At 57.8% G+C, this 23,011-nt stretch carries 20 protein-coding genes and 1 tRNA gene; 16 read left to right on the top strand and 5 right to left on the bottom strand.

The window, feature by feature from the left end; all coding sequences use genetic code 11:
* The 6 genes from EI185_RS18245 to EI185_RS15055 all read left to right on the top strand — a co-directional run.
* The coding region (locus EI185_RS18245) for a DNA translocase FtsK (protein ID WP_262982404.1) at positions 1 to 1,221 on the top strand (1,221 nt) is incomplete at its 5' end.
* Between the two features lie 183 nt (positions 1,222 to 1,404).
* Positions 1,405 to 2,022, top strand: a complete 618-nt coding sequence (gene lolA / locus EI185_RS15075; RefSeq protein ID WP_124705970.1) for an outer membrane lipoprotein chaperone LolA — start codon at positions 1,405 to 1,407, stop codon at positions 2,020 to 2,022.
* On the top strand, positions 2,019 to 3,329 hold the full coding sequence (locus EI185_RS15070) for a replication-associated recombination protein A (RefSeq protein WP_223247876.1): 1,311 nt from the start codon (positions 2,019 to 2,021) through the stop codon (positions 3,327 to 3,329). The genes lolA and EI185_RS15070 overlap by 4 nt, the downstream gene beginning before the upstream one ends.
* A 202-nt stretch (positions 3,330 to 3,531) precedes the next feature.
* On the top strand, positions 3,532 to 3,897 hold the full coding sequence (locus EI185_RS15065) for a GxxExxY protein (protein WP_223247875.1): 366 nt from the start codon (positions 3,532 to 3,534) through the stop codon (positions 3,895 to 3,897).
* A gap of 40 nt (positions 3,898 to 3,937) precedes the next feature.
* Entirely contained in the window at positions 3,938 to 5,203 is a 1,266-nt protein-coding gene (serS, locus tag EI185_RS15060) for a serine--tRNA ligase (protein WP_124705969.1), read from the top strand.
* Between the two features lie 25 nt (positions 5,204 to 5,228).
* Positions 5,229 to 6,077 (top strand): 23S rRNA (adenine(2030)-N(6))-methyltransferase RlmJ, encoded by an 849-nt coding sequence (locus EI185_RS15055; protein WP_124705968.1) that lies wholly within the window; start codon positions 5,229 to 5,231, stop codon positions 6,075 to 6,077.
* Positions 6,078 to 6,174: 97 nt separating this feature from the next.
* Here EI185_RS15055 and mltF read toward each other — a convergent pair whose 3' ends face one another.
* Positions 6,175 to 7,566: a membrane-bound lytic murein transglycosylase MltF gene (mltF, locus tag EI185_RS15050; protein ID WP_124705967.1), complete on the bottom strand. Its 1,392-nt coding sequence runs from the start codon at positions 7,564 to 7,566 to the stop codon at positions 6,175 to 6,177.
* Positions 7,567 to 7,677: 111 nt separating this feature from the next.
* On the opposite strand from mltF, the gene EI185_RS15045 reads away from it, so the two are divergent.
* Positions 7,678 to 7,768, top strand: a tRNA-Ser gene (locus tag EI185_RS15045).
* Between the two features lie 151 nt (positions 7,769 to 7,919).
* Here the strand turns inward: EI185_RS15045 and EI185_RS15040 are convergent.
* The 4 genes from EI185_RS15040 to EI185_RS15030 all read right to left on the bottom strand — a co-directional run bounded on the left by EI185_RS15040 (position 7,920) and on the right by EI185_RS15030 (position 9,943).
* Entirely contained in the window at positions 7,920 to 8,273 is a 354-nt protein-coding gene (locus EI185_RS15040; protein WP_189836425.1) for a HigA family addiction module antitoxin, read from the bottom strand.
* Between the two features lie 12 nt (positions 8,274 to 8,285).
* On the bottom strand, positions 8,286 to 8,567 hold the full coding sequence (locus tag EI185_RS15035) for a type II toxin-antitoxin system RelE/ParE family toxin (RefSeq protein ID WP_124705966.1): 282 nt from the start codon (positions 8,565 to 8,567) through the stop codon (positions 8,286 to 8,288).
* 94 nt (positions 8,568 to 8,661) lie between these two features.
* Positions 8,662 to 8,934 (bottom strand): Arm DNA-binding domain-containing protein, encoded by a 273-nt coding sequence (locus EI185_RS18465; protein ID WP_370685778.1) that lies wholly within the window; start codon positions 8,932 to 8,934, stop codon positions 8,662 to 8,664.
* Positions 8,935 to 8,968: 34 nt separating this feature from the next.
* Positions 8,969 to 9,943 carry a hypothetical protein gene (locus EI185_RS15030; protein ID WP_124705965.1) on the bottom strand — a complete coding sequence of 325 codons (975 nt, stop codon included), beginning with the start codon at positions 9,941 to 9,943 and terminating at the stop codon, positions 8,969 to 8,971.
* 387 nt (positions 9,944 to 10,330) lie between these two features.
* On the opposite strand from EI185_RS15030, the gene EI185_RS15025 reads away from it, so the two are divergent.
* From EI185_RS15025 to EI185_RS14985, 9 genes are all read left to right on the top strand, one after another.
* Positions 10,331 to 11,359: an ABC transporter substrate-binding protein gene (locus tag EI185_RS15025; protein WP_124705964.1), complete on the top strand. Its 1,029-nt coding sequence runs from the start codon at positions 10,331 to 10,333 to the stop codon at positions 11,357 to 11,359.
* Positions 11,360 to 11,411: 52 nt separating this feature from the next.
* On the top strand, positions 11,412 to 12,473 hold the full coding sequence (locus EI185_RS15020) for an ABC transporter ATP-binding protein (protein WP_124705963.1): 1,062 nt from the start codon (positions 11,412 to 11,414) through the stop codon (positions 12,471 to 12,473).
* Positions 12,463 to 14,151, top strand: a complete 1,689-nt coding sequence (locus EI185_RS15015) for an ABC transporter permease subunit (protein WP_124705962.1) — start codon at positions 12,463 to 12,465, stop codon at positions 14,149 to 14,151. Before EI185_RS15020 ends, EI185_RS15015 begins: the two co-directional genes overlap by 11 nt.
* A 235-nt stretch (positions 14,152 to 14,386) precedes the next feature.
* The gene (locus tag EI185_RS15010) at positions 14,387 to 14,794 is read left to right on the top strand and encodes an ExbD/TolR family protein (RefSeq protein WP_124705961.1); all 408 of its coding nucleotides are present in this window, start codon (positions 14,387 to 14,389) and stop codon (positions 14,792 to 14,794) included.
* Between the two features lie 19 nt (positions 14,795 to 14,813).
* Complete coding sequence (locus tag EI185_RS15005; RefSeq protein WP_124705960.1) at positions 14,814 to 15,533, top strand: energy transducer TonB; 720 nt, start codon at positions 14,814 to 14,816, stop codon at positions 15,531 to 15,533.
* 14 nt (positions 15,534 to 15,547) lie between these two features.
* Positions 15,548 to 17,689, top strand: a complete 2,142-nt coding sequence (locus EI185_RS15000) for a TonB-dependent receptor family protein (RefSeq protein WP_124705959.1) — start codon at positions 15,548 to 15,550, stop codon at positions 17,687 to 17,689.
* Between the two features lie 63 nt (positions 17,690 to 17,752).
* Positions 17,753 to 18,346, top strand: coding sequence for a MotA/TolQ/ExbB proton channel family protein (locus tag EI185_RS14995; RefSeq protein WP_124705958.1), 594 nt, complete (start codon positions 17,753 to 17,755; stop codon positions 18,344 to 18,346).
* A gap of 52 nt (positions 18,347 to 18,398) precedes the next feature.
* Positions 18,399 to 21,239, top strand: a complete 2,841-nt coding sequence (locus EI185_RS14990; protein WP_124705957.1) for a beta-propeller fold lactonase family protein — start codon at positions 18,399 to 18,401, stop codon at positions 21,237 to 21,239.
* 306 nt (positions 21,240 to 21,545) lie between these two features.
* Positions 21,546 to 22,958: a DHA2 family efflux MFS transporter permease subunit gene (locus tag EI185_RS14985; RefSeq protein WP_124705956.1), complete on the top strand. Its 1,413-nt coding sequence runs from the start codon at positions 21,546 to 21,548 to the stop codon at positions 22,956 to 22,958.
* Positions 22,959 to 23,011 lie beyond the last annotated feature (53 nt).

Genomic DNA, 23,011 nt, shown 5'->3' with positions numbered 1-23,011 from the left:
ATCCGCGTGGTGGAAACCATTCCCGGCAAAACCACCATGGCGCTGGAAATTCCCAACCCCAAACGCGAGATCGTGCGCCTGTCGGAAATCCTGTCCGCCAAGGTGTATCACGACATGGCGAGCCCGCTGGCGATGGCGATGGGCAAGGACATTGCCGGCAACCCGGTGGTCGCCGATCTGGCCAAAATGCCGCACGTACTGGTGGCCGGCACGACCGGTTCGGGCAAGTCGGTGGCGATCAACGCGATGATTCTGAGCCTGCTGTACAAGGCCGACCCCAGCCAGGTACGGCTCATCCTGGTCGACCCGAAAATGCTCGAGCTGTCGGTGTACGAGGGCATTCCGCACCTGCTCGCGCCGGTGGTCACCGACATGCGCCAGGCCGCCGCCGCGCTCAACTGGTGCGTGGCCGAGATGGAACGCCGCTACAAACTGATGTCCACACTCGGCGTACGCAACCTGGCCGGTTACAACCAGAAAGTGCGCGACGCGAAAAAATCCGGCACCCCGCTCACCCACCCGTTCAGCCTGACCCCGGATAATCCCGAGCCGCTGGAAGAGCAGCCGATGATCGTGGTGGTGATCGACGAGCTGGCCGACATGATGATGGTGGTGGGCAAGGCCGTGGAACAGCTCATTGCGCGGCTGGCGCAAAAAGCCCGTGCCGCCGGGGTACACCTGATCCTGGCGACGCAGCGCCCGTCTGTGGACGTGATTACCGGCCTGATCAAGGCCAATATTCCCACCCGCGTCGCATTCCAGGTATCCAGCAAAATCGACTCGCGCACCATCCTCGACCAGATGGGCGCAGAAGCCCTGCTCGGCCAGGGCGACATGCTCTACCTGCCGCCCGGTACCGGCTATCCGCAGCGCGTGCACGGCGCTTTTGTTGCCGACGAAGAAGTGCACAAGGTGGTGGAATACCTGAAACAGCTGGGCGAGCCGGATTACATTGAAGGCATTCTCGACACTCCTGAGGACAATGAAGGCGGTGGCGAAACTGCCGTCGGCGGCGGCGATGCAGAGAGCGACCCGCTGTATGACGAAGCCGTCGCCCTGGTGTTGAAAACCAAGCGCCCATCGATCTCTGCCGTGCAGCGCCATCTGCGTATCGGTTACAACCGTGCCGCGCGGCTGATCGAAGCCATGGAACAGGCCGGGCTGGTAACGCCGATGCAGAGTAATGGCAACCGTGAAGTGCTGGCCCAGAATCGGGAATGAAGATCATGCGATGGAACAATACTAGTCGGAGCAACGTGATGACGGGTAATCGGCACTCCCCATCAACTCATTGTCCGTCCAGACTTTTACTCCATATTAATCGTGATGCCAGCCCCCGACGTAAACCATTTACCGGAAAACCTGTCCATCCTGTTTATCCTGAACAATAGCCTTGAAATCTCAATGAAAAAACTCAGCCTCCTTATCGCACTCCTGATTTTCTCTGCCAGCGCAGCGGCTTCCAGCATCAATGCACTCAAGGCCTTCGTCGCAGATACTCAAACGGCGCGCGCCACGTTCACGCAGACCGTGCTGGACAAGAATGGCCATACGCGCCAGCAGTCATCCGGCACCATGGCTTTCGCGCGTCCCGGCAAGTTTCGCTGGGTGTATGAGAAGCCCTACGAACAGGTGATTGTGGGCGACGGCAAAAAAATCTGGCTGTACGATGCCGATCTGCAACAGGTCACCATCAAGAAGCTGGGGCAGGCATTGGGCAGCAGCCCGGCGGCACTGCTGGCGGGCAGCAAGGACATCGACAAGTTTTACACGATCAGCGATGCCGGCACCCGCGATGGCCTGGAATGGCTGGACGCGCGCCCCAAGGACAAGGAAAGCACGTTTGAAAACGTGCGCATGGGGTTCAGCAAAAACACGCTGGTAAGCATGGAAATCAAGGACAATTTCGGCGAGACCACGGTGCTGAAATTCGCCGGGCTTCAACGTAATCCGGTGCTTCCCGCCAGCGATTTCCATTTCACCCCGCCCCAGGGCGTGGACGTCATCTCCGACGGCAAGTGAGTCACGCCGACCTGTTCGATCGTCCGCTGGACGGCGCACCGCTGGCCGAACGGTTGCGGCCGCGCAATCTGGATGAAGTGATCGGCCAGGCCCATCTGCTCGGCCCCGGCAAACCGCTGCGCGTCGCGTTTGAATCCGGCAAGCCGCACTCGATGATCCTGTGGGGGCCGCCGGGCGTGGGCAAGACCACGCTGGCGCGGCTGATGAGCGATGGTTTCGACATGGAATTCATCGCATTGTCCGCCGTGCTCTCCGGGGTCAAGGAAATCCGCGATGCGGTGGCGCGCGCCGAAATGATGCAAGGCCAGGGACGGCGCACCCTGCTGTTTGTGGACGAGGTGCATCGTTTCAACAAATCCCAGCAGGACGCTTTCCTGCCGTTCGTTGAAGCCGGGCTGCTCACCTTTATCGGCGCCACTACCGAGAACCCTTCGTTCGAGGTCAACAGCGCGCTGCTGTCGCGCGCCCAGGTGTATGTGTTGAAACCCCTCGAGGAGGCCGATCTCGCTGCGCTGCTGGAACGTGCACGGTGCAATGTCTACCCGGACATTGCCATCACCGAAGCTGCGCGCGCCCAACTCACCGGTTACGCCGATGGCGATGCACGGCGTTTGTTAAATCTGCTGGAACAAGCTGCCAATGCTGCACTCGATGCCGCCCGCCATGAGATCGACGAGGAGTTCATCCACACCACGCTGGCCCGCGGCGCGCGTCGCTTCGACAAGGGCGGCGACAACTTCTACGACCAGATTTCCGCACTGCACAAGTCAGTGCGCGGCTCCAATCCCGATGCCGCGCTTTACTGGATGGTGCGCATGCTCGACGGCGGCGCCGATCCGCTGTACGTCAGCCGCCGCCTGATCCGCATGGCCAGCGAGGACATCGGCCTGGCCGACCCCCGCGCGCTGCGCCTGACCCTGGACGCGGTGGAAACCTACGAGCGCCTGGGCAGCCCGGAAGGCGAACTGGCACTGGCGCAAGCGGTGATCTACCTTGCCTGCGCGCCCAAGAGCAACGCCGTGTATGTGGCGTACAATAACGCCCGCAGCTTTATCGCGGCGGACAAATCGCGCGAAGTGCCGGTGCATCTCAGAAACGCCCCGACCAAGCTGATGAAGCAACTGGGTTACGGCCACGCCTACCGCTACGCGCACGACGAGCCGGACGCCTACGCCGCCGGGGAAGAATACTTGCCGGAAGGCGTCAACGCGCACTTTTACACCCCGACCCCGCGCGGGCTGGAAGGAAAAATAGCCGATCGGCTCGCATATTTGCGCGGGCTGGACGAGGCGGCGAAAAAAAACTGACTGCCACAGAGATCACAGAGAACTCAGAGAAAAGCGTGACAGATGAGATGACTGAATCAGTTTTAGACGCGATTAAGCTGATTCATTGATTTTGTCCACATACGCTGGATTAATGCATTGCTCGGTGGCCTCTGTGTTCTCTTTGGCTAAGCGTTTTAAGCGGTGTAAAAAACTGACTGCCATAGAGAACTCAGGGAAAAACGTGACAGACGAGCTGACTGAAGCAATTATTGGCGCGGCAATTGAGGTCCACCGTCTACTGGGGCCTGGGTTGCTGGAATCAATTTACGAACAGGCACTGTGCCATGAATTGGGCTTACGCAACCTCGGTTATGTCCGTCAAATGGCAGTCGATGTGCAATATAAGGATTTGGTCATTCATGGACAGCGTTTGGACTTGTTAGTAGAGAGCTTGGTAATCGTAGAGTTAAAATCGCTCAGAACCTTGCCAGAATCAGCACTTGCGCAGACACTTTCCTACCTCAAAGCAACCGGTCTCAGACAAGCGCTGCTTATTAATTTTGGCCACAAGCGCCTGATTGACGGCATTAAACGCATTTCTCTGTGAACTCTGTGTTCTCTGTGGCTAACGATTTTTAAAGGTAAACATGCTAGACATTCAACTACTCCGCAACGACCTCGACGGTGTCGCGCAACGCCTCGCCGCGCGCGGCTATACGCTCGACACGACCGAATTCCAGCGCCTGGAAGCCGAGCGCAAGCAGCTGCAGACCCGTACCCAGGAGCTGCAGGCCAAACGCAACGCCAGCTCCAAACAGATCGGCATGGCCAAGGCCAAGGGCGAGGATGTTTCCGCCATCATGGCCGAAGTGGCCAATCTCGGCACTGAACTTAAGTCCGCGGAATCCGCGCTGGAAGCGCTGCAGGCGCCGCTCAATACGCTGTTGATGACCATTCCCAATCTGCCGCATGAATCCGTGCCGGCCGGGAAATCCGACACCGACAATGTGGAAGTGAGCCGTTTCGGCACGCCGCGCGTGTTTGATTTTGAGGTGAAAGATCACGTGGATGTGGGTGAAACTCTCAAGTTGCTTGATTTTGCCACGGCCACCAAGATCAGCAGCGCACGGTTTTCCCTCATGAAGGGAGGATTGGCACGCCTGCACCGGGCACTAGCGCAGTTCATGCTGGATACTCACACGACGCAACATGGCTATACCGAAGTGTATGTGCCGTATCTGGTCAACGCTGACAGCATGCGTGGAACCGGACAATTTCCGAAATTTGCCGAGGACCAGTTTGGGATCGAACGCGATGGCTTATATTTGATTCCTACAGCCGAAGTGCCGCTGACCAACATGGTGCGCGACGAAATAGTGGCCCAGGATAGCCTGCCTCTGAAATTTGTCGCCCATACTCCGTGCTTCCGCCGCGAAGCCGGCTCCTACGGCCGCGACACGCGCGGCATGATCCGCCAGCACCAATTCGACAAGGTGGAGCTGGTGCAACTGGTCGAACCGGAGCAGTCTTACGCCGCGCTGGAGGCGCTCACCGGTCATGCCGAGGCCATCCTGCAGGCGCTCGGTTTGCCTTACCGGAAAATGGCGCTGTGCGGCGGCGACATGGGCTTTTCTGCCGCCAAGACCTACGATCTGGAAGTGTGGCTGCCTGCGCAAAACACTTATCGCGAGATTTCCTCGTGCAGCAATTTCGAGGCATTCCAGACGCGCCGCATGCAGGCGCGTTTCCGCGGTGAAAAAGGCAAGCCGGAACTGTTGCACAGCGTGAACGGCTCCGGGCTGGCGGTAGGACGCACCCTGGTAGCCATTCTGGAAAATTATCAGCAGGCGGATGGCTCGGTGACGATACCCGCAGTACTGTGGCCGTATATGGGCGGCGTGCAAGCGCTGTAACCCGGAGCTCTGCAGCGTACACACCATGCTGAGTTACCGTCACGCCTTCCATGCAGGCAATCACGCCGATGTGTTGAAGCACCTTGTGCTGATGCAGCTGCTGGATTATTTCAATCAAAAAGACAAACCCTACTGGGCCATCGACACCCACGCCGGTGCCGGTTTGTATGCGCTGGATACCGGCTACGCCCAGCAAAATGCCGAATATCATAGCGGCATTACGCGCCTGCTGGCACGCGACGACCTGCCCACCGCTGTGGCCGCTTATGTCAGCCTGGTACGGCAGTTGAATCCTGCGGCGGCGTTAAGTGTCTACCCCGGCTCGCCATGGATTGCGCAGCAACTGCTACGCGAGCATGATCGACTGCGACTGTTCGAGCTGCACCCCACCGATAGCCAGCTCCTTGGCGCCAATTTTGCCGAGGCGGGCAGGCGCGTCAAGGTGCAGAACATCGACGGCTTTGCCGGGCTGAAAGCGGCCTTGCCGCCTGCGCCACGGCGCGGCTTGGTGCTGATCGATCCTTCGTATGAAGAAAAACAGGACTACCAGCGCGTGCCCGCCGCGTTGAAAGATGCGCTCAAACGCTTTGCCACCGGTACTTACGCGGTGTGGTACCCGCTGTTGCAGCGCCACGAAGCGAAGAATTTTCCTGCCGCACTCAAAAACATCCCGGCAAATAGCTGGTTGAACGTGAACCTGACGGTACGCACGCCCAAAGTCGACGGCTTCGGCATGCATGGCAGCGGCATGTTCGTGATCAATCCACCGTGGACGCTGCGTGCGGGTTTGCAGGGGATCATGCCTTATCTGACGAAAGTGCTGGGACAGGATGGGAGTGCGCGCTTTGTGCTGGAAGGGAGCGAGGGGCGTTGACACTGATCATCGTGGAGAAAAATAATCTCTTCAAATCGGCGCACACTTCGTAGCCTATATGCTCTCCGTGGCTGCAACAGTTTTTCCAGGCTGAAAACTATATTCCGGCTTCGCTTTTGGACAACAACAGCGGTTTATAGGGCCGCTGGTATTTGACCAGAATATCGTAGTAGGTGCGGATGTTTTCCACAAAAACCACCGCCTCGCCGCCGCGGCAGTAACCGTGCTTCACCTGGCTGTTGTATTCGGAGCGCGCCAGCAACGGCAGCGTCTGCTTGACGTCACTCCAGGACAGCGGACTGAGCTTGTGCCGCTGCGCCAGGATCCGTGCATCCTCCAGATGACCCTGGCCCTGATTGTAGGCCGCCAGCGCCATCCAGGTCCGGTCTGGCTCTTCCACCCTGTCCGGCATCGCATCTACCAGCAACGCCAGATACTTCGCGCCGGCAATAATGCTCTGGTGCGGATCGAGGCGGTCCGTCACGCCCATCCTGTCGGCCGTATCTCCGGTCATCATCATCAGCCCGCGCACCCCGGTGGGTGACGTAGCGTAAGGGTTCCAGTGCGATTCCTGATAGCCAATGGCGGCAATCAGACGCCAGTCAATACCGGTCAACTCCTCCGCCTCGTGAAAATAAGGCAGGTACTTGGGCAGCGTATCTTTCATGCGCGCCAGTATGCCCGCTACGTCCGCGTTTTCCAGGCGATCGGCGTGGCCATAGTAGCGTTCCGTCAAACGCTTGAGCGTGCCGTCTTTCTGGATACGCTTGAAAAACGCCTGCACCTGAGCGTACAAAGCCGGATCGACGTTCTTGGGAAAAGCCCACGCCAGTTGATCCGGGTGTTTAACCTCGAATGCGACATCCAGATTGGCGTACAGATTTTGGGCGATATCAAACTGGTTGGAATTCACGATAACGGCATCCAGTTCCCCTTTGGACAAACGGTCAAGCAACTCATCCCCCCCTCCGGTCCCGACCTCGGTCCAATGCAGGCCGGGGATGCGCTGACGCATGTCCAGCATGGTTTCAGCCCCGCTGCTGCCGGCGACCACCGCCACGCGCGCGTCTACCAGGTCGGCAAAATCGCGCGGCTTGACGGCATCGGTATTGTAGATCACCTGCTGCGTCACCTTGAAATAAGGCGGTCCAAACCGCATGCGTTTGTTGAGTGCATCGGTTTGCGTGATACCGGCAGCCGCAAAGTGCGCCTGATGTTGCGCCAGCTTTTGAAACAAGCTGTCCATATTATCTTCAACCAGGAATTTCACCCGATAGCCCGCTTCCCTGGCAAACAACGTGACCAGGTCGTACTCAAACCCGGTGGGTTCACCATTCGGGCTTTCATAATAAGTAGTGGGGCCATTGTGGGTCAGCACGACCAGTTCCCCAGTCTTGGAAACCGGGGCTACGGGCTGTGGAGGTTTGGGCAATGTCACATCACAGGACACCAACAACAGGCTGAAACTCAACGCCAGCAATTTACGCATGGGGCAAGTCTCGCTGAGAATCTCTGGCTTGTCTACCCAGAGGCATTAGCCAGGCCTTCCGTTTCGCGGCTTCTATTTAACGGAGCTTGCGGGTACAATTGCGCCTCTCTTGGAGAGGTGGCAGAGTGGTCGAATGCGCCGGACTCGAAATCCGGTATGGCGGTTTCCGTCATCGTGGGTTCAAATCCCACCCTCTCCGCCATATATAACACAACATATTGATAATAAATAATTATTTGTTTTGATGTAGTGTCAGTTCCTACCGCTATTTTTACCCAGTGACAGCGCTCGATCTGGTTTTAGCGCCAGCCTTCCACCATGCTGGCATCATGCAAACCCAGCGGTTAAACTCCTTATGCCGCCACTTGCAGCGGTGAAACCTCCTTGTCGATCCGCTCCCCCAGTTCCAGTTCCGCGGTTTCCAGATCGTACTGAGCCTGGAGATTCATCCAGGTTTGCGCATCCATGCCAAACAGTTTTGCCAGCCGTAAGGCAGTATCTGCCGTGATTGCGCGGTTACCGGCACAAATCTCGTCGACGCGCCGCTGCTGCACATTGATCAGCTTGGCAACCTTGTAACGGGTGATGCCCATGGGCTCAATAAAATCATTCATCAGCACATCTCCAGGATGTACCGGCGCGAGCCGCTTTCCGGTAGCCACGGCGCGAAAGTCCATTTTGTCTAAATCTTTGCGATCAATACTCATTTTGTTACCTCGTCAGTGATAATCGACAATCTCGGCGTCGAACGCATGACCATCGCGCCATGTGAAACAGATACACCACTGGTCATTGATGCGAATGCTCCATTGTCCTGTACGGTTACCCTTGAGTTGTTCCAGACGGTTCCCGGGTGGCATGCGCAGGCTTTCCAGCATTGCCGCCGAGTCAATCAGTTTCAACTTTCTCCGGGCTGTAGCCTGGATGGTCTTGGGCAGCTTCCGCACCTCAAGGCCATGGAAGATTGCGGCAGTCTGCTTGTCAGCAAAAGTCTGAATCATGGTTTATAATATTGCACAGCGTTAGTATTGTAAAGCGTTATTATTGGTTGAGCTATTGTTTCCGCATCAAGCAGCGCTTACCAGTCTTACCACGTTACCAGCGCCAGCACACGCGTCCGCATGTGGCCATAAGCTCGGTGCCATCAGATACTGACCGGCACATCTGCTCGGTCTTATCGCGTACCTCCGCCAACGTGTGGGTATGTGTCGCGCTCATGCCGATCTCGCGTACCTTGTCTGCCTGCTTGTATCGGAAAACCCACGATCTGACGTCGCCCTTCGCTTTCAAGTAAAGATTGCCGCCGTCTGCTTGAGTGTCAACCTGACGCGCAGATAAAAGATGCCATGTCGACGATGCTCCCAGCAAACCCGGCTCACCAACGATTGGCGCCGATCTACGATCAGAAGCTGTAACCCAGTCCCATCAATATCACGTCCGTATCACGATTGTAGGTGCTGGCAATGCGATTCCAGGATGTGCGCAGATAGGCGTGCGGACTCAAGCGTATGGCTGCTGTGGCTGTCACAATGGCGGAAACCGTAATATTGCTTGCTTCGCCCGGCTGCGGCGCGCGATAGCGGTCAATACTGAAGTACGGTCCCAGACCTGCACCCAGCGTAAATCGATTATCAAAGAATCCATGCACCAGCCACGCCTGCGCGATTACACCATCGCGTCGAATCAGGCGCGCATCGCCTTCGTTCAACCAACTGGCGGACCATTCGAAATGGGGCGATACGCCGTGTCTAAACTCAATGGCTCGCGCTGTGTCATGTTGGGATGCGAAACTGTTGACGATAGTCTGGCCTAGAAAAAACGTAACCTGATTCGTGGTCGGCTTCTCGGTCTGAGGTGGGGTACTTGCGGAAGATTCCGTACCCAATGGAGGCTCCAGTTGATAGCCAATGCCAAACAACATGGAGGTGGTATTGATGCTGGTGCTGGCAATCACACGGTTAGCCCGCGCCTCGTAAATCCATCCGCTTTTCGTGTAATAGGTGGCGGCCAGACTGGATATGGTTCCCCAACCGTGCTTATCCATATATCCCGCGCCAGCACCGGTCGTATCGTAATAAAAATATGGCCCCACACCTGCGGCAAGCGATAAATGCCGATCCAGCAGATTAGTGCGTGCCCAGATTTGGGCACTCTGACCATCGCGGTGATGATGGAGAACATGGCCTTCATTTAGCCAGGAGAGGGTAAATGCCAGGTTTTCGTTCAGTCCCTGACGGTAATCCAGTTCCCAGGCGTATGAAGTATCGGGGATACCGGAAGCTCGCATCCCCCCCGCCAGCAGGCTTAAATCCTGCGCCCCGCAAGATGAGTAAACAAACATCAACAAACCGGAGACAGCCATTTTCCGTATCAGCATTTTTCCTCCTTCCAGCGTTATTGATTGTGGATCAACGGGAAGCTATTTTCGGCTAACACTAGCCATCTCCCGCCATGCCCGATCAAGTTCAAGCCCGAGTTTCTCCGAACCTCCTGGATCGGGAAACAGTCAATATGTTACAGACCCATTTCCAAACTGATTGTTCGCTACCGTACACATATCTGGATTACCTTCCCTATTGCTACCCCTGCAAGTTAGGGCGCTATTTTCTTCGATACGCCCCAGTTCGGTCCGGCATTTCAAATGCCTATTAAAACCCGGAGTGCATCGAATACCCATATCCTTGCCGTCACGAAATCTTCACAAATATCGCGACGCCATCATGCTAGATTGCCGCCTCATTGTTTTTTCCAGAGGTTTCCCACAATGCATTTCAAATCTGTTGCCAGCGTCGTGATTCTGGCTGCGGCCGTCATCGGTTTTTTCGTGACCCAGTCTCCTCAGGCCAACGCGGGCGAGATCACTGTCTACACATCCTTGGAGGAACCTGAGATTGCTGACTACCTGGCCGCTGCCAGGAAGGACATGCCCGACCTCAAGGTCAATGTGCTGCGCATGTCCACCGGCGATCTGGGCGCGCGTATTCTGAGCGAAGCCAGCCACCCACGTTATGACGTCATTTGGGGTTGGGCCTTGACCAACATGATGGACCCGCGCATCCAGGCACTGCTGGTGCCTTATCAGCCTAAAGGGCTACAGCGTATGCCGGCCCAGTTCAGGGACGCGGGCGGCAAATGGTTTGCTCCCACCGGTTACATGGCCGCTCTATGCGTCAATACGGATCGCCTGAAACGCAAAGGCCTGCCCATGCCTACCGGCTGGTCGGACCTGTTGAACCCAGCCTACAAGGGTGAAGTAGTCATGCCCAATCCGGCCTCCTCCGGCACCGGCTATCTCCAGGTAGTGTCGATCCTTCAGGGCATGGGCGGTGAAAAGGGTTGGGATTTTCTCAAACATCTGAACGTCAACGTGGCGCAGTATGCCAAGTCCGGTTCGCGTCCCTGCAACATGGCCAGTACGGGCGAGTATGCCGTCGGCGCTTCGTCGGCCATTGTGGCGATGGAGGCTGTCAAGCAAGGCTATCCGGTGAAAATGGTGATTCCCAAAGAAGGCGCCGGCTATGAGCTGGAGGCCAACGCCCTGGTGGCGGCCTCCACCCACAAGCACGACGCGGAGCGTTTTTTGGATTGGACCATCTCCGATTCCGCCGTGAAGCTGTATGGCAAGTACAAGGAGATCGTGGGCATCGCAGGCGTGCGGCACAGCGCGGACGAGACCGCCGTCGGCCTGCCTGCGGATGTGAAGAAGGTGCTTTTCCCCATGAATTTCAAGCAGTCCATGGAGACACGTTCCCAGACCCTGGCCCGCTGGCAGCGGGAGATTGAGCACCACTGACCGCCGGGGCGTCTTGCCCCTCCTTTGTTGAACTCCATCGATTTTTGGCTTCATGACAACTACAGACAATGCCGGTTTACTGAGCCTTTCCGGCATCAGTAAATCCTTCAATGGTTATACCGCCGTACGGGATGCCAGCCTCACCATCAACGCAGGTGAATTGGTGTGTTTCCTCGGCCCCTCTGGCTGCGGCAAGACCACCCTGCTGCGATTGATTTCCGGTTTGGAAACACCCGACTCCGGCCACATCACCCTGGGCGGCCAAGACATCACCCACGCACCACCCCAGTTCCGTAATTTCGGCATGGTGTTCCAGTCCTACTCACTATTTCCCCATCTGACGGTAGGCAAAAACGTGGCTTATGGACTGCGCTGCCGCAAGTGGGGCCGGGTGGACACCCGCAGCCGGGTGCAGGAGATGCTGGAGCTGGTGCAACTCGCCGAGCATATCGACAAGCTGCCCCATCAACTCTCCGGCGGTCAACAGCAGCGCGTGGCTATTGCCCGTGCCTTGGCAGGCCGGCCCCATGTGCTGCTGCTGGACGAACCTTTTTCGGCCCTGGATGCCAAGGTACGCGCCCAGCTGCGCGGGGACATGCGGGATCTGCAGAGCCGGCTCGGCATCACCACCATCCTGGTCACCCATGACCAGGAAGAAGCCATGACAGTGGCAGATCGCATTGTGGTCATGAAGGACGGCCGAATCGAGCAGATCGGCAGCGGGCCGGAAGTGTACCACCACCCCAGGACTGCCTTCGTGGCTGGCTTCGTAGGCGATATCAATGTATTACGGGTGCAACGAGCAGCGAGCGGTGCGTTAATGCTGGCGGGACTTCCCCTGACGATACACGGCCCTGTGGACAACGACTGCGTTCGGGTGGGTATTCGACCCGAAGCGGTGACACTTGCTGTGGGTAATGAAACGGAAAACTGTTTCCCGGCAACCGTGGTGAAATCCCAATTCATGGGAAAACAGACCCGTCTGGAAATCGTTCTGGCCGATCAGTTCCTCAGTCTTGAGGTATATGGACGCGTGAACATTGAGATACCGCCCGGCGATCAATTGGCGGTATTTCTCCCTCCTCACGAGATCAGGCAGATGAATGAGCACTGAACGCCTGCCCTTGATCGCGTCTCTCCAGACCCGCTGGCAACTCGGCAAGAAACAGACTGAGTTTCTGGTGGCAGTGGTGGCGATCCTGCCTCTTGCACTGTTCGTGCTCTATCCCCTGTGGACAATCTTGCGGGAAAGTGTGTTGCGCCCGGACGGGCGCTGGAGCCTGGACTACTATGCCCGCTATATGCAGGACTCCCACTTCCGGGAGACCTTGTTCAACACCCTGAACGTATCGATTTGGGCGACCCTGGCCACCACCGCCATCGCCTTCGGATATGCCTACGCGCTACGCCGGACCAAGGTGCCGGGCAAGATGCTGTGGCACAGCGTGATGCTGCTTCCCCTGTTCGCGCCATCCCTGATCCAGGCGTTAGGGGTGCAGTTCATCCTCGGTCGTAATGGTATCGTCAACCGTTACCTGGGCACGGATATCGACATCTACGGCTTCTGGGGAATCCTGCTGGCCAACGTGTTGTATGGGCTGCCTCATGCCTATCTGGTGCTGTCGGTGTCCCTCGGGGCCGCGGATGCACGGCTGTACGAGGCTGCCAAACTACTCGGGGCCGGCGGTTTCAAGCGCTTTCTCAGCGTCACCTTGCCGACCGCCCGTTACGGCGTTCTGTCGGCCATATTTCTGGGCTTCGCAATCAACATCAGCGAATTTGGCAACCCGATGGTATTGGGAGGCGACTACAACGTGCTGGCCACCGAGATTTACAATCAGGTAGCGGGCCAGGCCAACTTTCATTTGGGAGCGGTGATCGGCGTGCTGCTGCTGTTTCCGGTTTTGCTGTCTGTGGCCGCGGAAAAATGGATTGGCCGCCGCCAGGCCACAATTTCGTCGCAGGCCACCCCCTATCGGCCGGTACGCAACTGGCGCATAGACGGCCCGATGCTCCTTTTTCTGGGGACGGTCGCGCTGGCTATTGTCGCCGTGGTGGGGGTGGTAGTGGTTGCCAGCTTCACTAAACTATGGCCCTACAATCTGGGCTTCACCCTCAAGCACTACGCCCTGGATGTACCCGGCGGTTACGGCGCTCTGTGGGTGAGCCTGAAAATGTCCCTGGCGACAGCGGTCATCGGCATGGTGGTGGCCACCTTCGCTGCCATGGTGGTGCACAAGCTGTCCAGCCGCTTGCGTCAGGTTCTGTATCTGCTATCGGTAGTGCCCGCCGCCGTTCCAGGCATGGTGTTGGGCCTGGGCTATGTGCTGGCCTTCAACAATCCGTCGCTTCCCGTCTATTGGCTCTACGGGACGGTTGCGCTGCTGTCCCTGTGCACGGTCTATCATTACCATGCGCAGGCTTTCCTGATCGCCACTACCGGACTGAAGCAGGTCGACAGTCGACTTCAGGAGGCCTCCCATACCCTGGGGGGCGGCGCCCTGCACACTGCCCGCCATGTAACACTACCCCTTATTCGTCCGGCCATGGCGAGCATCGGCATGTTCTATTTCATGCACAGCATGGTAACTATTTCAGCGCTGATTTTCCTGGTTTCCCCGGAGGTCACACCGGCGGCAGTATCCATCCTGCTCCTGAACGATGCGGGAAACTGGCCTCAGGCCGCCGCCTTCGCCACCATCATCATGTTCACTATTGCAGCCGTGGTGCTGGGGATCAAAGCCCTGGCCCATGGTGCAGCGCTCCTGCATAAGCGGCAAAACCATTCCTGAACTCTCTGCCGGTTTTTGAATTCATATCATGATATGTAAATTCATATTACGGTAACAAACGTCCTCTATAGTGGCCGGATTGTCGGCAGTCCGAAGCGAGCCTTTGCGTTGCGCATGAGCGCCACCGCGCAGTTGAAGGGCCATATCCTGGAAAACAAAATTTTTGCGCCTGATTTGGGTGCAGGGATCGCTTTTGCCTGAAATCCGACTGACCGAACATTTTAGGAGGCATTCGATGCTTATTTGGCAAGACCAACCGCGCCGCAAGGCCCGTATTGAAATCATTCCGATGATCGATGTGATGATGTTTCTGCTGGTGTTCTTCGTGCTGATTAGCATGAATGTGATCCCGGCCACGGGAATCAAGACCCAGCTGCCGGGATCAGCTCAGCCGGATCATCTGGACCGGGCCTACCACGCGGTCATCACAATCGGCGAGCATGGGCGCCTGCAGCTGGAGGGCAAGGACTACGACCTGGGCTCGCTGGAGCAAGGCCTGCAGAATCTGAAGCGCACCCACAAGGACATCGACTTGGTGATCGATGGCGACAAGGGCAGCGAACTGCAGAACCTGGTGGACGTGATGGATGTGGTGAAGTCCACGGGCATCACCGCGGTTTCCATCGCCGCCAAAAAGAAATAACGAGTACCGAGCCGGTTCCATGTCTTACAGCAGCCTATTTTTTTCTCAGCGGGAGTGGGTGGCGCGCGGTATGGCTGTGGCCATTCTGTCTCTAATGGTGATTTCCCAGCAGGTACTTCACCTGGAATCACCCCTGCCCAAGGCCGTCGCCGCGCCCATCCGCATCACCCTGGCGGAACCTCCCGCGCCGGAACCTGTTCCGGTGGAACCTCAGGTGCCGGTAAAGCCGGAGCCTACACCACCCAAACCAGTGCCCAAACCCAAGCCGGCTCCCAAGCCGACACCGAAACCAGCACCGGTTTCACCGACACCCGCCCCGGTACCGACCCCGGTACCCGCGCCCCAGCCGCAGACGCCTCCGGCTCCGCCCGTGCCACCGCCAGTAGTGGCGCCGCCAACACCAACGCCTGCGCCCCCGCCGGCCCCGGTAAGCAACCTGAGCCATGAGGGCGCCTACGTGCAGAAGGTGCGACAGCAGATCGAGCAGCACAAAGTCTATCCGGCGCTGGCCCGCAAGCTGGATATGAGCGGCACCGTCGAAGTTTTCTACGTTATCAACCGGCAGGGCAAGTTGATCGACGCGGGAATAGCAGCAACGTCAGGCAGCGAGATTCTGGATAAAGCGGCTCTGCAGGCAGTACGTGCTGCCGTGTTTCCGCCGATACCGGATGACGCCTGGCGAGGAGAAGCGCAGAAGCAGTTCAAGACAAAACTCGTCTATTCATTAACCGATGATTAACAAGGGGAAAAGCAATGCAATCCAGATTCAATCCGACGCCAATATTTTTGGCTGTGATGGGCGCCTTGGCGGTGATGCCAGCCTATGCTGATACAGCGACAGACGCAACGGTAGATACCGGCGCGGTGTCTGTGATGGGCGAAGGCCAGGTACGTGCCAGCAATGCGGTGGACCGCAAGCAATTTCAGGAGCAGACGCCCGGCAAAAACCCGGTAATGGCACTGGAACGTGTACCCGGCGTCAGCGTGACCACCGCCGATCCATACGGTATCTATGAATACGGCACCGATATCGAGATGCGCGGTTTCAACTCCGACCAGATCGGCATGACCGTAGACGGCGTACCCATGACCAACAATGCGGTTGCCGGCGGCAACCCGGCGAGCCGCTTCATGGATAGCGAGAACCTGGAGTCGGCTACGGTGGCTCAAGGTTCCGGCGACCTGTCCACGCCATCCTACAATTCTCTGGGTGGCTCCATTAACTACAAGACCATCGATCCGCGCAACCAGTTCGGCGTGCAAGGCGAGCTTTCCGGCGGCAGTTACAATTCCCACCGCGAATTCGTCCGTCTGGATACCGGAAAATCCGACAACGGCACCAAGGCCTTTATCAGCGGCTCCCGCACTGACACGGAGAAATGGCGTGGCGCCGGCAAGAACTGGGTCGACCATTTCGAAACCAAGGTGCAGAACATATTCGGCGAAAACAAGGTAGGCCTGTCTTTCATCTACAACAAGCGTTTCGACCACGACTATCTGGACATGAGCCTGGCGGACTACCAGAAATATGGCCGTTCCTATGATCTGAATACCACCTGGACCGGCAATCCATTGCAGGATCAGAACAACTACACCGGCTGGACCAACGGCCGTACCGATAAGTTGTTGAGCCTCCCGGCGGACCTCAAATTAACCGACAAGATGCGCCTGACCCTGGTGCCCTATTACCAGAAGGAAGATGGCTTCGGCACCTACAATCCAGGCCACAACCCCAATACCGGCGCGGTGCAGCTGATGTACCGGCAGTCCAGTTACTTTACCGACCGTTATGGCATGACCAGCAAGCTGACTTACGATCTGGGTCAGCACCAACTGGCGGCCGGCCTGTGGGTGGAACGCTACAAGTTCGATAACGACCGCAAGTGGTACGACACCTTGAACCCGGCAGTGAACGGCGATCCGAACTGGAACGCTCTGGTCAAGACCGACTTCGATCGCAGCTTCGTGACGAATTCCACCACCTTCTACGTCCAGGACACCATCTCCATGCTAAACAACCGCATGAAGCTGGATCTGGGCGCCAAGGCGATTTCCGTGTCCCGCGACTACGTGGACAATCTGAACAACGCCAACAACCGGAATGCGAAGTACTCCAAGTCCTTCCTGCCCCAGATCGGCGCCACGTATCAGTTGACCGCAACGGAACAGGTATTCGGCAACTATGCACAGAACTTCAGCGCCCCCTCGAACAGTGTGCTGACCGTCGGAACTTACAACCCGGATCTCAAGCCCGAGACTTCTACCAACATAGATCTGGGCATCCGCACCAAGCGTGAGCATTTCGATGCATCCCTGGCTCTGTACCAGGTCAAGTACGATAACCGCATCCTGCAGATCAAGGACTCCACCAACCGCTATCTGCTGAACGCCGACATCTACTCCAATGTGGGCAGCATCACCAGCAAAGGCGTGGAACTGGCATCCACCTGGCACCCCACCGACCGTTTCAATCTGTACACATCATTAACCCTGAACGATTCCAAGTTTGACCAGAATTATCAGGCCTCCTCCACGACAGTGGTGTATAGCGGCGGCAAAATCGTACCGGATTCGCCCCAGGTCATGTTCTTCGCGGACGCCAGCTACCATCTGGGTGACTACTTTGCCGGCGTGAACGGCAAGTATGTGGGCAAGCGCTACTCCACGGTGGACAACACGGAAAGCGCTCCCGGGTATGAAGTCTTCGGGCTGCGTGCCGGCTATCAGACCAAGAGCTTCCACGGCATGAAGGACTTCAAAGTCCAGTTCAACGTCGAGAACCTGTTCGACAAGAGCTACCTGTCATCCATAAACACAGGCACGACCGCCGGCAACCCGACCTACTTCACCGGGACGCCGCGTTCGTACTACCTGAGCATTGGCGCATCGATCTAAGCGCACAAGGCGGGGCACGTCGCCCCGCCGTCTTTTCGATTCAAGAATTGAGGTAAGCAAGCAATGTCCTACAACCTGCTCCATGATGTGATCATGTACGCCATGCTGGGCATGGCCCTGATCGCGACCTATGTCATCGTCGAACGCATGATATTTTTCAGTTACGCCATGAAGGAAGGCAAAGGCCTCGCCGCCCTCGTCAACAGCCATCTCCATGACTCCAACCTGCACAAGGCGCTGCGCGACCAGTTCTGCGACAGCCGGGGCCCACAGGGCCAGGCCATGTGCGAGATCGTGGATGCCGCCCCCATGTCCCATGCCGCCACGGAATTTTTCGTCCAGTCGGTGTATGTGGCGAAACAGCCCCTCATCACCAAACGCCTGTGGCTGCTGGATACCATCGTTACCCTGTCGCCCCTGATGGGGCTGCTGGGAACCATCATGGGCATTATCGACGCGTTCCACAGTCTGGCAGCCAACGGTACGTCCGATCCTACCGCCGTCAGCCGCGGCATCGGCACAGCATTGTTCGCCACCGGCCTGGGCATCGCCATCGCCTTGTACAGCATGGCCTTTTTCAATTTCTTTGGGGAAAAAGTGGAACAGGTGAACAACCAGATGAAGCTGATCTCCCTGAAGTTTCTCGCCACCAAATAAGATCTTTTCCGGGCCTGCCCCTCTGCGGTTCGGCCCAATCCGGAGCACAACCATGACGCACCGCTACCTCGCCTTTCTCCGCCCGCAGCCGGGCTTCACGCTGCCTGCACTGGCTGCTGCGCTGTTTACTCTGGGCGGAGGAGGCGTCAGCGTGGTGTCGGCGGCCCCGGTCGCGGCCATCCAGACCGATGGCACCCAGTTGCCCACGGGGGCAAGGATAACTCCCCGGGCCGCCCGTGGTGCCCGCTTTGAACGAATGAACCCAGGCCTGCCTACCCTGCCCGATTTTCAAGCCGGGCAGGCGGTTTCCACCGCCTTGAGTCCGGACGGCAACACCCTGCTGGTACTCACCAGCGGCTATAACCGCAACTGGAACCCGAAAGGCAAGATCAATCACGACACCTCCAACGAATACATATTCGTCTATGACGTAAAGGCAGCTACCCCAATCAAGCGCCAAGTGCTGGAGGTGCCGGACACCTTCTCCGGTATCGCCTGGCAGCCAGACGGACAGCGCTTCTACGTGGCCGGCGGCGTGGACGACAATGTGCACAGGTACGCCATGACAGAGGGCAAATGGGCGGAGATCGAGCCGGCCATCGCCCTCGGTCATGTCAAGGGCCTCGGGGTGGATATCCGCCCCATGGCCGCAGGCGTGGCGGTCAGCCCGGATGGCAACCGGCTGCTGGTGGCCAATTTCGAGAACGACAGCGTCTCCGAGATCGATCTTGCCAAAGCTGCGGTGCTGCATGAACAGGACCTGCGGCCGGGCAAAATCAATCCGGCGCAAGCCGGGGTGCCGGGCGGGGAGTTTCCCTTCTGGGTGGCCTATAGCGGCAACCACACGGCCTACATAACCAGCATGCGAGACCGGGAGGTAGTGGTGCTGCGCACCGGCGGCATGGCTTTGTCGGTGAAGACAAGAATCCCGGTAGGCGGCCAGCCCACCCGCATGGTGCTGAATCGCGCCCGCACCCGCCTCTATGTGGCCAATGCCAACAGCGATACCGTGTCCGTCATCGATGCCGGGCGAGATTTGGTCCTGGAGACCCTGAACACCACAGCGCCGGCGGCTACCTATGCCAACGCCAGTCAGCTGAAGGGCAGCAACCCTAACAGCCTGGCCTTGTCTCCTGATGAGAAAACACTATATGTGACCAACGGCGGCACCAATTCCGTCGCCGTCATTCATCTGGACCAGGTGGGCAGGAAAGCCGGCGTGCGCGGCCTGATCCCCACCGGCTGGTATCCCAACTCGGTGAGCGTGAGCAGGAATGGCAAGACGCTTTATGTAGTCAACGGCAAAAGCATGGCCGGTCCGAACCTCGGCAACTGCCGCAACTCCTTGTCCACCGACCCGGCAGCCACGGCCAGCTGCCGGGCCAACAACCAGTATGTCTGGCAACTGACCAAGGCCGGATTCCTGACCCTGCCGGTGCCGAGCCCTAGTGAGTTGGCAACCCTTACCCGCCAGGTCGCATACAACAATAACTGGGCCGATTTCCGTGGCAAGGCCGAGGCCGAGCGCGTGATGGCCTTCGTCCGCTCCCGGATCAAGCATGTGATCTACGTGGTGAAGGAAAACCGAACCTACGACCAGGTGCTGGGGGATCTGCGGCCCGGCAACGGGGATGCCAATCTGGTACTGCTGCCGGAACCCATCAGCCCAAATCATCATGCCCTGGCACGGCAGTTCGTGACTCTGGATAATTTCCTGGTCAGCGGCGCAGCCAGCAACGACGGCTGGATCTGGAGCACTGCGGCGCGTTCCAGCGAGTACACCGAAAAAAACATCGCCATCAACTACGCAGACCGTGGCCTCAGCTATGACAACGAGGGCCAGAACCGCAACGTCAACCTGGGGCTGGCCAGTCCGGCTGCGCGGCGCGTCGAAAACCCCCATGTACCGGATGATGCCGATCTGATGCCAGGGGTGGCCGACGTCGCCGCTCCTGATGGTCCGGGTGAAGAGAATGGCGCTGGTTACCTGTGGGATGCCGCCCTGCGGGCGGGCATCTCCATCCGCAACTATGGTTTTTACCAGGATGAGGATCGCTACGCCCTCCCCCCAACAGACCCTGCCTATGTTCCGCCTTCCAAGCAGCCGTTCAAGGATCGGATGATCCAGGCCTACCCGAACAAGTCCGCACTGCGTCCAATCAGCGACCGCTACTATCGCGGTTTCGACATGAAATATGCGGATTTCTGGCGTTACCAGGAATGGGAACGCGAGTTCAACCAGTATGTGAAAGACGGCAATCTGCCCGCACTTGAACTGGTACGGCTACCGCATGACCATTTTGGCGATTTCGCCAGCGCCGATGACGGCGTGAACACGGTAGAAACACAAATGGCGGATAACGACTATGCCTTGGGAATGCTGGTTGAGAAAATCGCTCACAGCCCCTACCGGAACAATACCCTGATCGTGGTGGTGGAAGACGATGCGCAGGATGGTGGAGACCACGTGGATGCCCATCGCAGTCTGGCCTATATGATCGGCCCCTATGTGAAGCGCAACACGGTAGTATCGACCCGCTACACCACGGTGAATCTGCTACGCACGATTGAGGATGTATTGGGCCTATCCCCCATGGGACTGACGGACGGTAACGCCCTGCCTATGGCCGCGGTTTTTGAGCGCCATTTGGCGCCCCAGGACTATACCGCCATCGTGCCGGAAGTTTTGCGCACCACCCAACTGCCACTGCCGCCGCGCACGGCCCGAAACACCCTGGCCTCAACGCCGGAAACAGCCCGTTACGCCAAACCGCGACGCACCGCAGCTTATTGGGCGCGGGTAATGCAGGGGCAAAACTTTGCATCGGAAGACCATCTGGATACGCCGCGATTCAATCAGGCTCTGTGGCAGGGCCTGAAGGGCGAAGATTAATCTGCCAGCGCATCGGGCCGTATCCGACCCTATCGCAAAAGGAAAATTCGGCTGTATATTTCTGGTTGCAGGCAACTTCGCCTTCAACTGCTCTCCGGCTCACACATAATTCAAGCGAATGAAATTTTTCTTCGCTTCCTGATCAGGCCAGCCACTTCCAGCCTAAACTGGTTTGCAAGTGCTTGCGCTGTCCGTTAATCTCTAAGACATCTCATGTAGTGAATGAACCATGCATCGAAGTGCCGGTGTGATGTGAATCACTCAATACTTCGATAAAGCATCGTCCACATTGCACCGCATCCACTGATGAACAACCTTACAGTTAAACGCTATCTGCCCTGGGTCGTTGCCACGGCCCTGTTCATGGAGCAGCTCGACTCCACTATCGTCAATACCGCGGTTCCGGCCATGGCGGCGAGCCTGCATGTGACGCCGCTTAGCCTGAAGGCAGTTGTGACCAGTTACATCCTGAGCCTCGCCGTATGTATTCCGGTGAGCGGCTGGATGGCCGACCGATTCGGTACGCGACGTGTATTTGGCATAGCAGTAGCCGTCTTCATTTTGTCTTCGATACTGTGCGGTTTGGCCGTCAATGTCCCGATGCTGGTAGCAGCGCGTATTTTGCAGGGCATAGGCGGAGCGATGATGATGCCGGTGGGCAGGCTCGCGATCATTCGCACCTTTCCCAAGGCGGAACTGCTGACGGCGATGAATTTCGTCATCATCCCGGCGCTGATCGGTCCGCTGCTCGGGCCCACTGTAGGTGGCCTCATCGTGCACTGGCTGTCGTGGCGGGAAATCTTCTTCGTCAACGTGCCAGTGGGTCTGGTGGCGCTGCTGCTCATCCATCGCCATATGCCGGATTATCGGGGTGAGGCGCCCCGGCCGCTGGATTTGATTGGTCTGGTCCTGTTCGGCTCGGGTACGGCACTGCTTTCGTGGCTGCTGGAAGTGTTCGGCGAACATCACCTGGACGTGACTTCGGCAGCGATTCTGCTGCTGCTTTCCCTCAGTCTGCTGGCCGCCTACGTCCTGCACGCCCGTCAGGCATCTTTTCCACTGCTGCGCCTGGCACTGTTTCGGGTGCGCACGTTCCGCATCTCGGTGATTGGCGGCTTCATTACTCGGCTGGGTATTGGCGGCCTTCCATTTCTGCTGCCGCTGCTCTACCAGCTCGGACTGGGCCTGCCAGCCTGGGAATCAGGCCTGTTGATGATGCCTGCCGCTGTCGCTGCCATGGGAATGAAGTTCATCGCTGCTCGGGTACTGCGGCGCTATGGATACCGGCGAGTGCTCATAGTCAATACGCTCATGATCGGGGTCACCATCGGCCTCTTCTCTATGGTGGTTCCAGCCACACCGATAGTGTTGATCGTGCTGCTGGGGCTGGCGCAGGGCTTTTTCAACTCGCTGCAATTTTCCAGCATGAATTCGATGGCCTATGCCGACATCGAAACGCCCGATTCAAGCATGGCCAGTACCATCGCCAGCACGCTACAGCAGATATCGATGAGTTTCGGACTGGCCTGCGGATCACTGATCGCTGCCTGGTACCTGGGGGGGTTGCCACAAACCGACCGCATAGCGGTGACGTATGCATTGCACCATGCGTTTCTGACCTTGGCCGGTTTGACCATTCTGTCTTCACTTTCATTCTGGGCATTACGCCCCCGGGATGGTGAAAGTGTGAGCAAGGGCAAGCTTCCCCCGTCAGTATGAAATGAGCAAGAAATCTTGTTGACCCGGCAATATCCGGATTTGGTATCGGCCAT

This window comes from Sulfuriferula multivorans (genome assembly GCF_003851125.1).
Taxonomy (GTDB): domain Bacteria; phylum Pseudomonadota; class Gammaproteobacteria; order Burkholderiales; family Sulfuriferulaceae; genus Sulfuriferula; species Sulfuriferula multivorans.
Note: the sequence above shows the minus strand (reverse complement) of the source record. Positions and strands in the feature narration are given on the sequence as shown.

What these genes read in the sequence shown, in the direction of transcription:
- EI185_RS15055 (WP_124705968.1), top strand. Translation starts at nt 5,229, where the DNA reads ATGCTGAGTTACCGTCACGCCTTCCATGCAGGCAATCACGCCGATGTG.
- EI185_RS15020 (WP_124705963.1), top strand. Translation starts at nt 11,412, where the DNA reads ATGACAACTACAGACAATGCCGGTTTACTGAGCCTTTCCGGCATCAGT.
- EI185_RS15035 (WP_124705966.1), bottom strand. Translation starts at nt 8,567, where the DNA reads ATGATTCAGACTTTTGCTGACAAGCAGACTGCCGCAATCTTCCATGGC.
- EI185_RS15030 (WP_124705965.1), bottom strand. Translation starts at nt 9,943, where the DNA reads ATGCTGATACGGAAAATGGCTGTCTCCGGTTTGTTGATGTTTGTTTAC.
- EI185_RS14990 (WP_124705957.1), top strand. Translation starts at nt 18,399, where the DNA reads ATGACGCACCGCTACCTCGCCTTTCTCCGCCCGCAGCCGGGCTTCACG.
- lolA (WP_124705970.1), top strand. Translation starts at nt 1,405, where the DNA reads ATGAAAAAACTCAGCCTCCTTATCGCACTCCTGATTTTCTCTGCCAGC.
- EI185_RS14995 (WP_124705958.1), top strand. Translation starts at nt 17,753, where the DNA reads ATGTCCTACAACCTGCTCCATGATGTGATCATGTACGCCATGCTGGGC.
- EI185_RS15005 (WP_124705960.1), top strand. Translation starts at nt 14,814, where the DNA reads ATGTCTTACAGCAGCCTATTTTTTTCTCAGCGGGAGTGGGTGGCGCGC.
- serS (WP_124705969.1), top strand. Translation starts at nt 3,938, where the DNA reads ATGCTAGACATTCAACTACTCCGCAACGACCTCGACGGTGTCGCGCAA.
- EI185_RS14985 (WP_124705956.1), top strand. Translation starts at nt 21,546, where the DNA reads ATGAACAACCTTACAGTTAAACGCTATCTGCCCTGGGTCGTTGCCACG.
- EI185_RS15040 (WP_189836425.1), bottom strand. Translation starts at nt 8,273, where the DNA reads ATGAGTATTGATCGCAAAGATTTAGACAAAATGGACTTTCGCGCCGTG.
- EI185_RS15000 (WP_124705959.1), top strand. Translation starts at nt 15,548, where the DNA reads ATGCAATCCAGATTCAATCCGACGCCAATATTTTTGGCTGTGATGGGC.
- EI185_RS15015 (WP_124705962.1), top strand. Translation starts at nt 12,463, where the DNA reads ATGAGCACTGAACGCCTGCCCTTGATCGCGTCTCTCCAGACCCGCTGG.
- EI185_RS15025 (WP_124705964.1), top strand. Translation starts at nt 10,331, where the DNA reads ATGCATTTCAAATCTGTTGCCAGCGTCGTGATTCTGGCTGCGGCCGTC.
- mltF (WP_124705967.1), bottom strand. Translation starts at nt 7,566, where the DNA reads ATGCGTAAATTGCTGGCGTTGAGTTTCAGCCTGTTGTTGGTGTCCTGT.
- EI185_RS15010 (WP_124705961.1), top strand. Translation starts at nt 14,387, where the DNA reads ATGCTTATTTGGCAAGACCAACCGCGCCGCAAGGCCCGTATTGAAATC.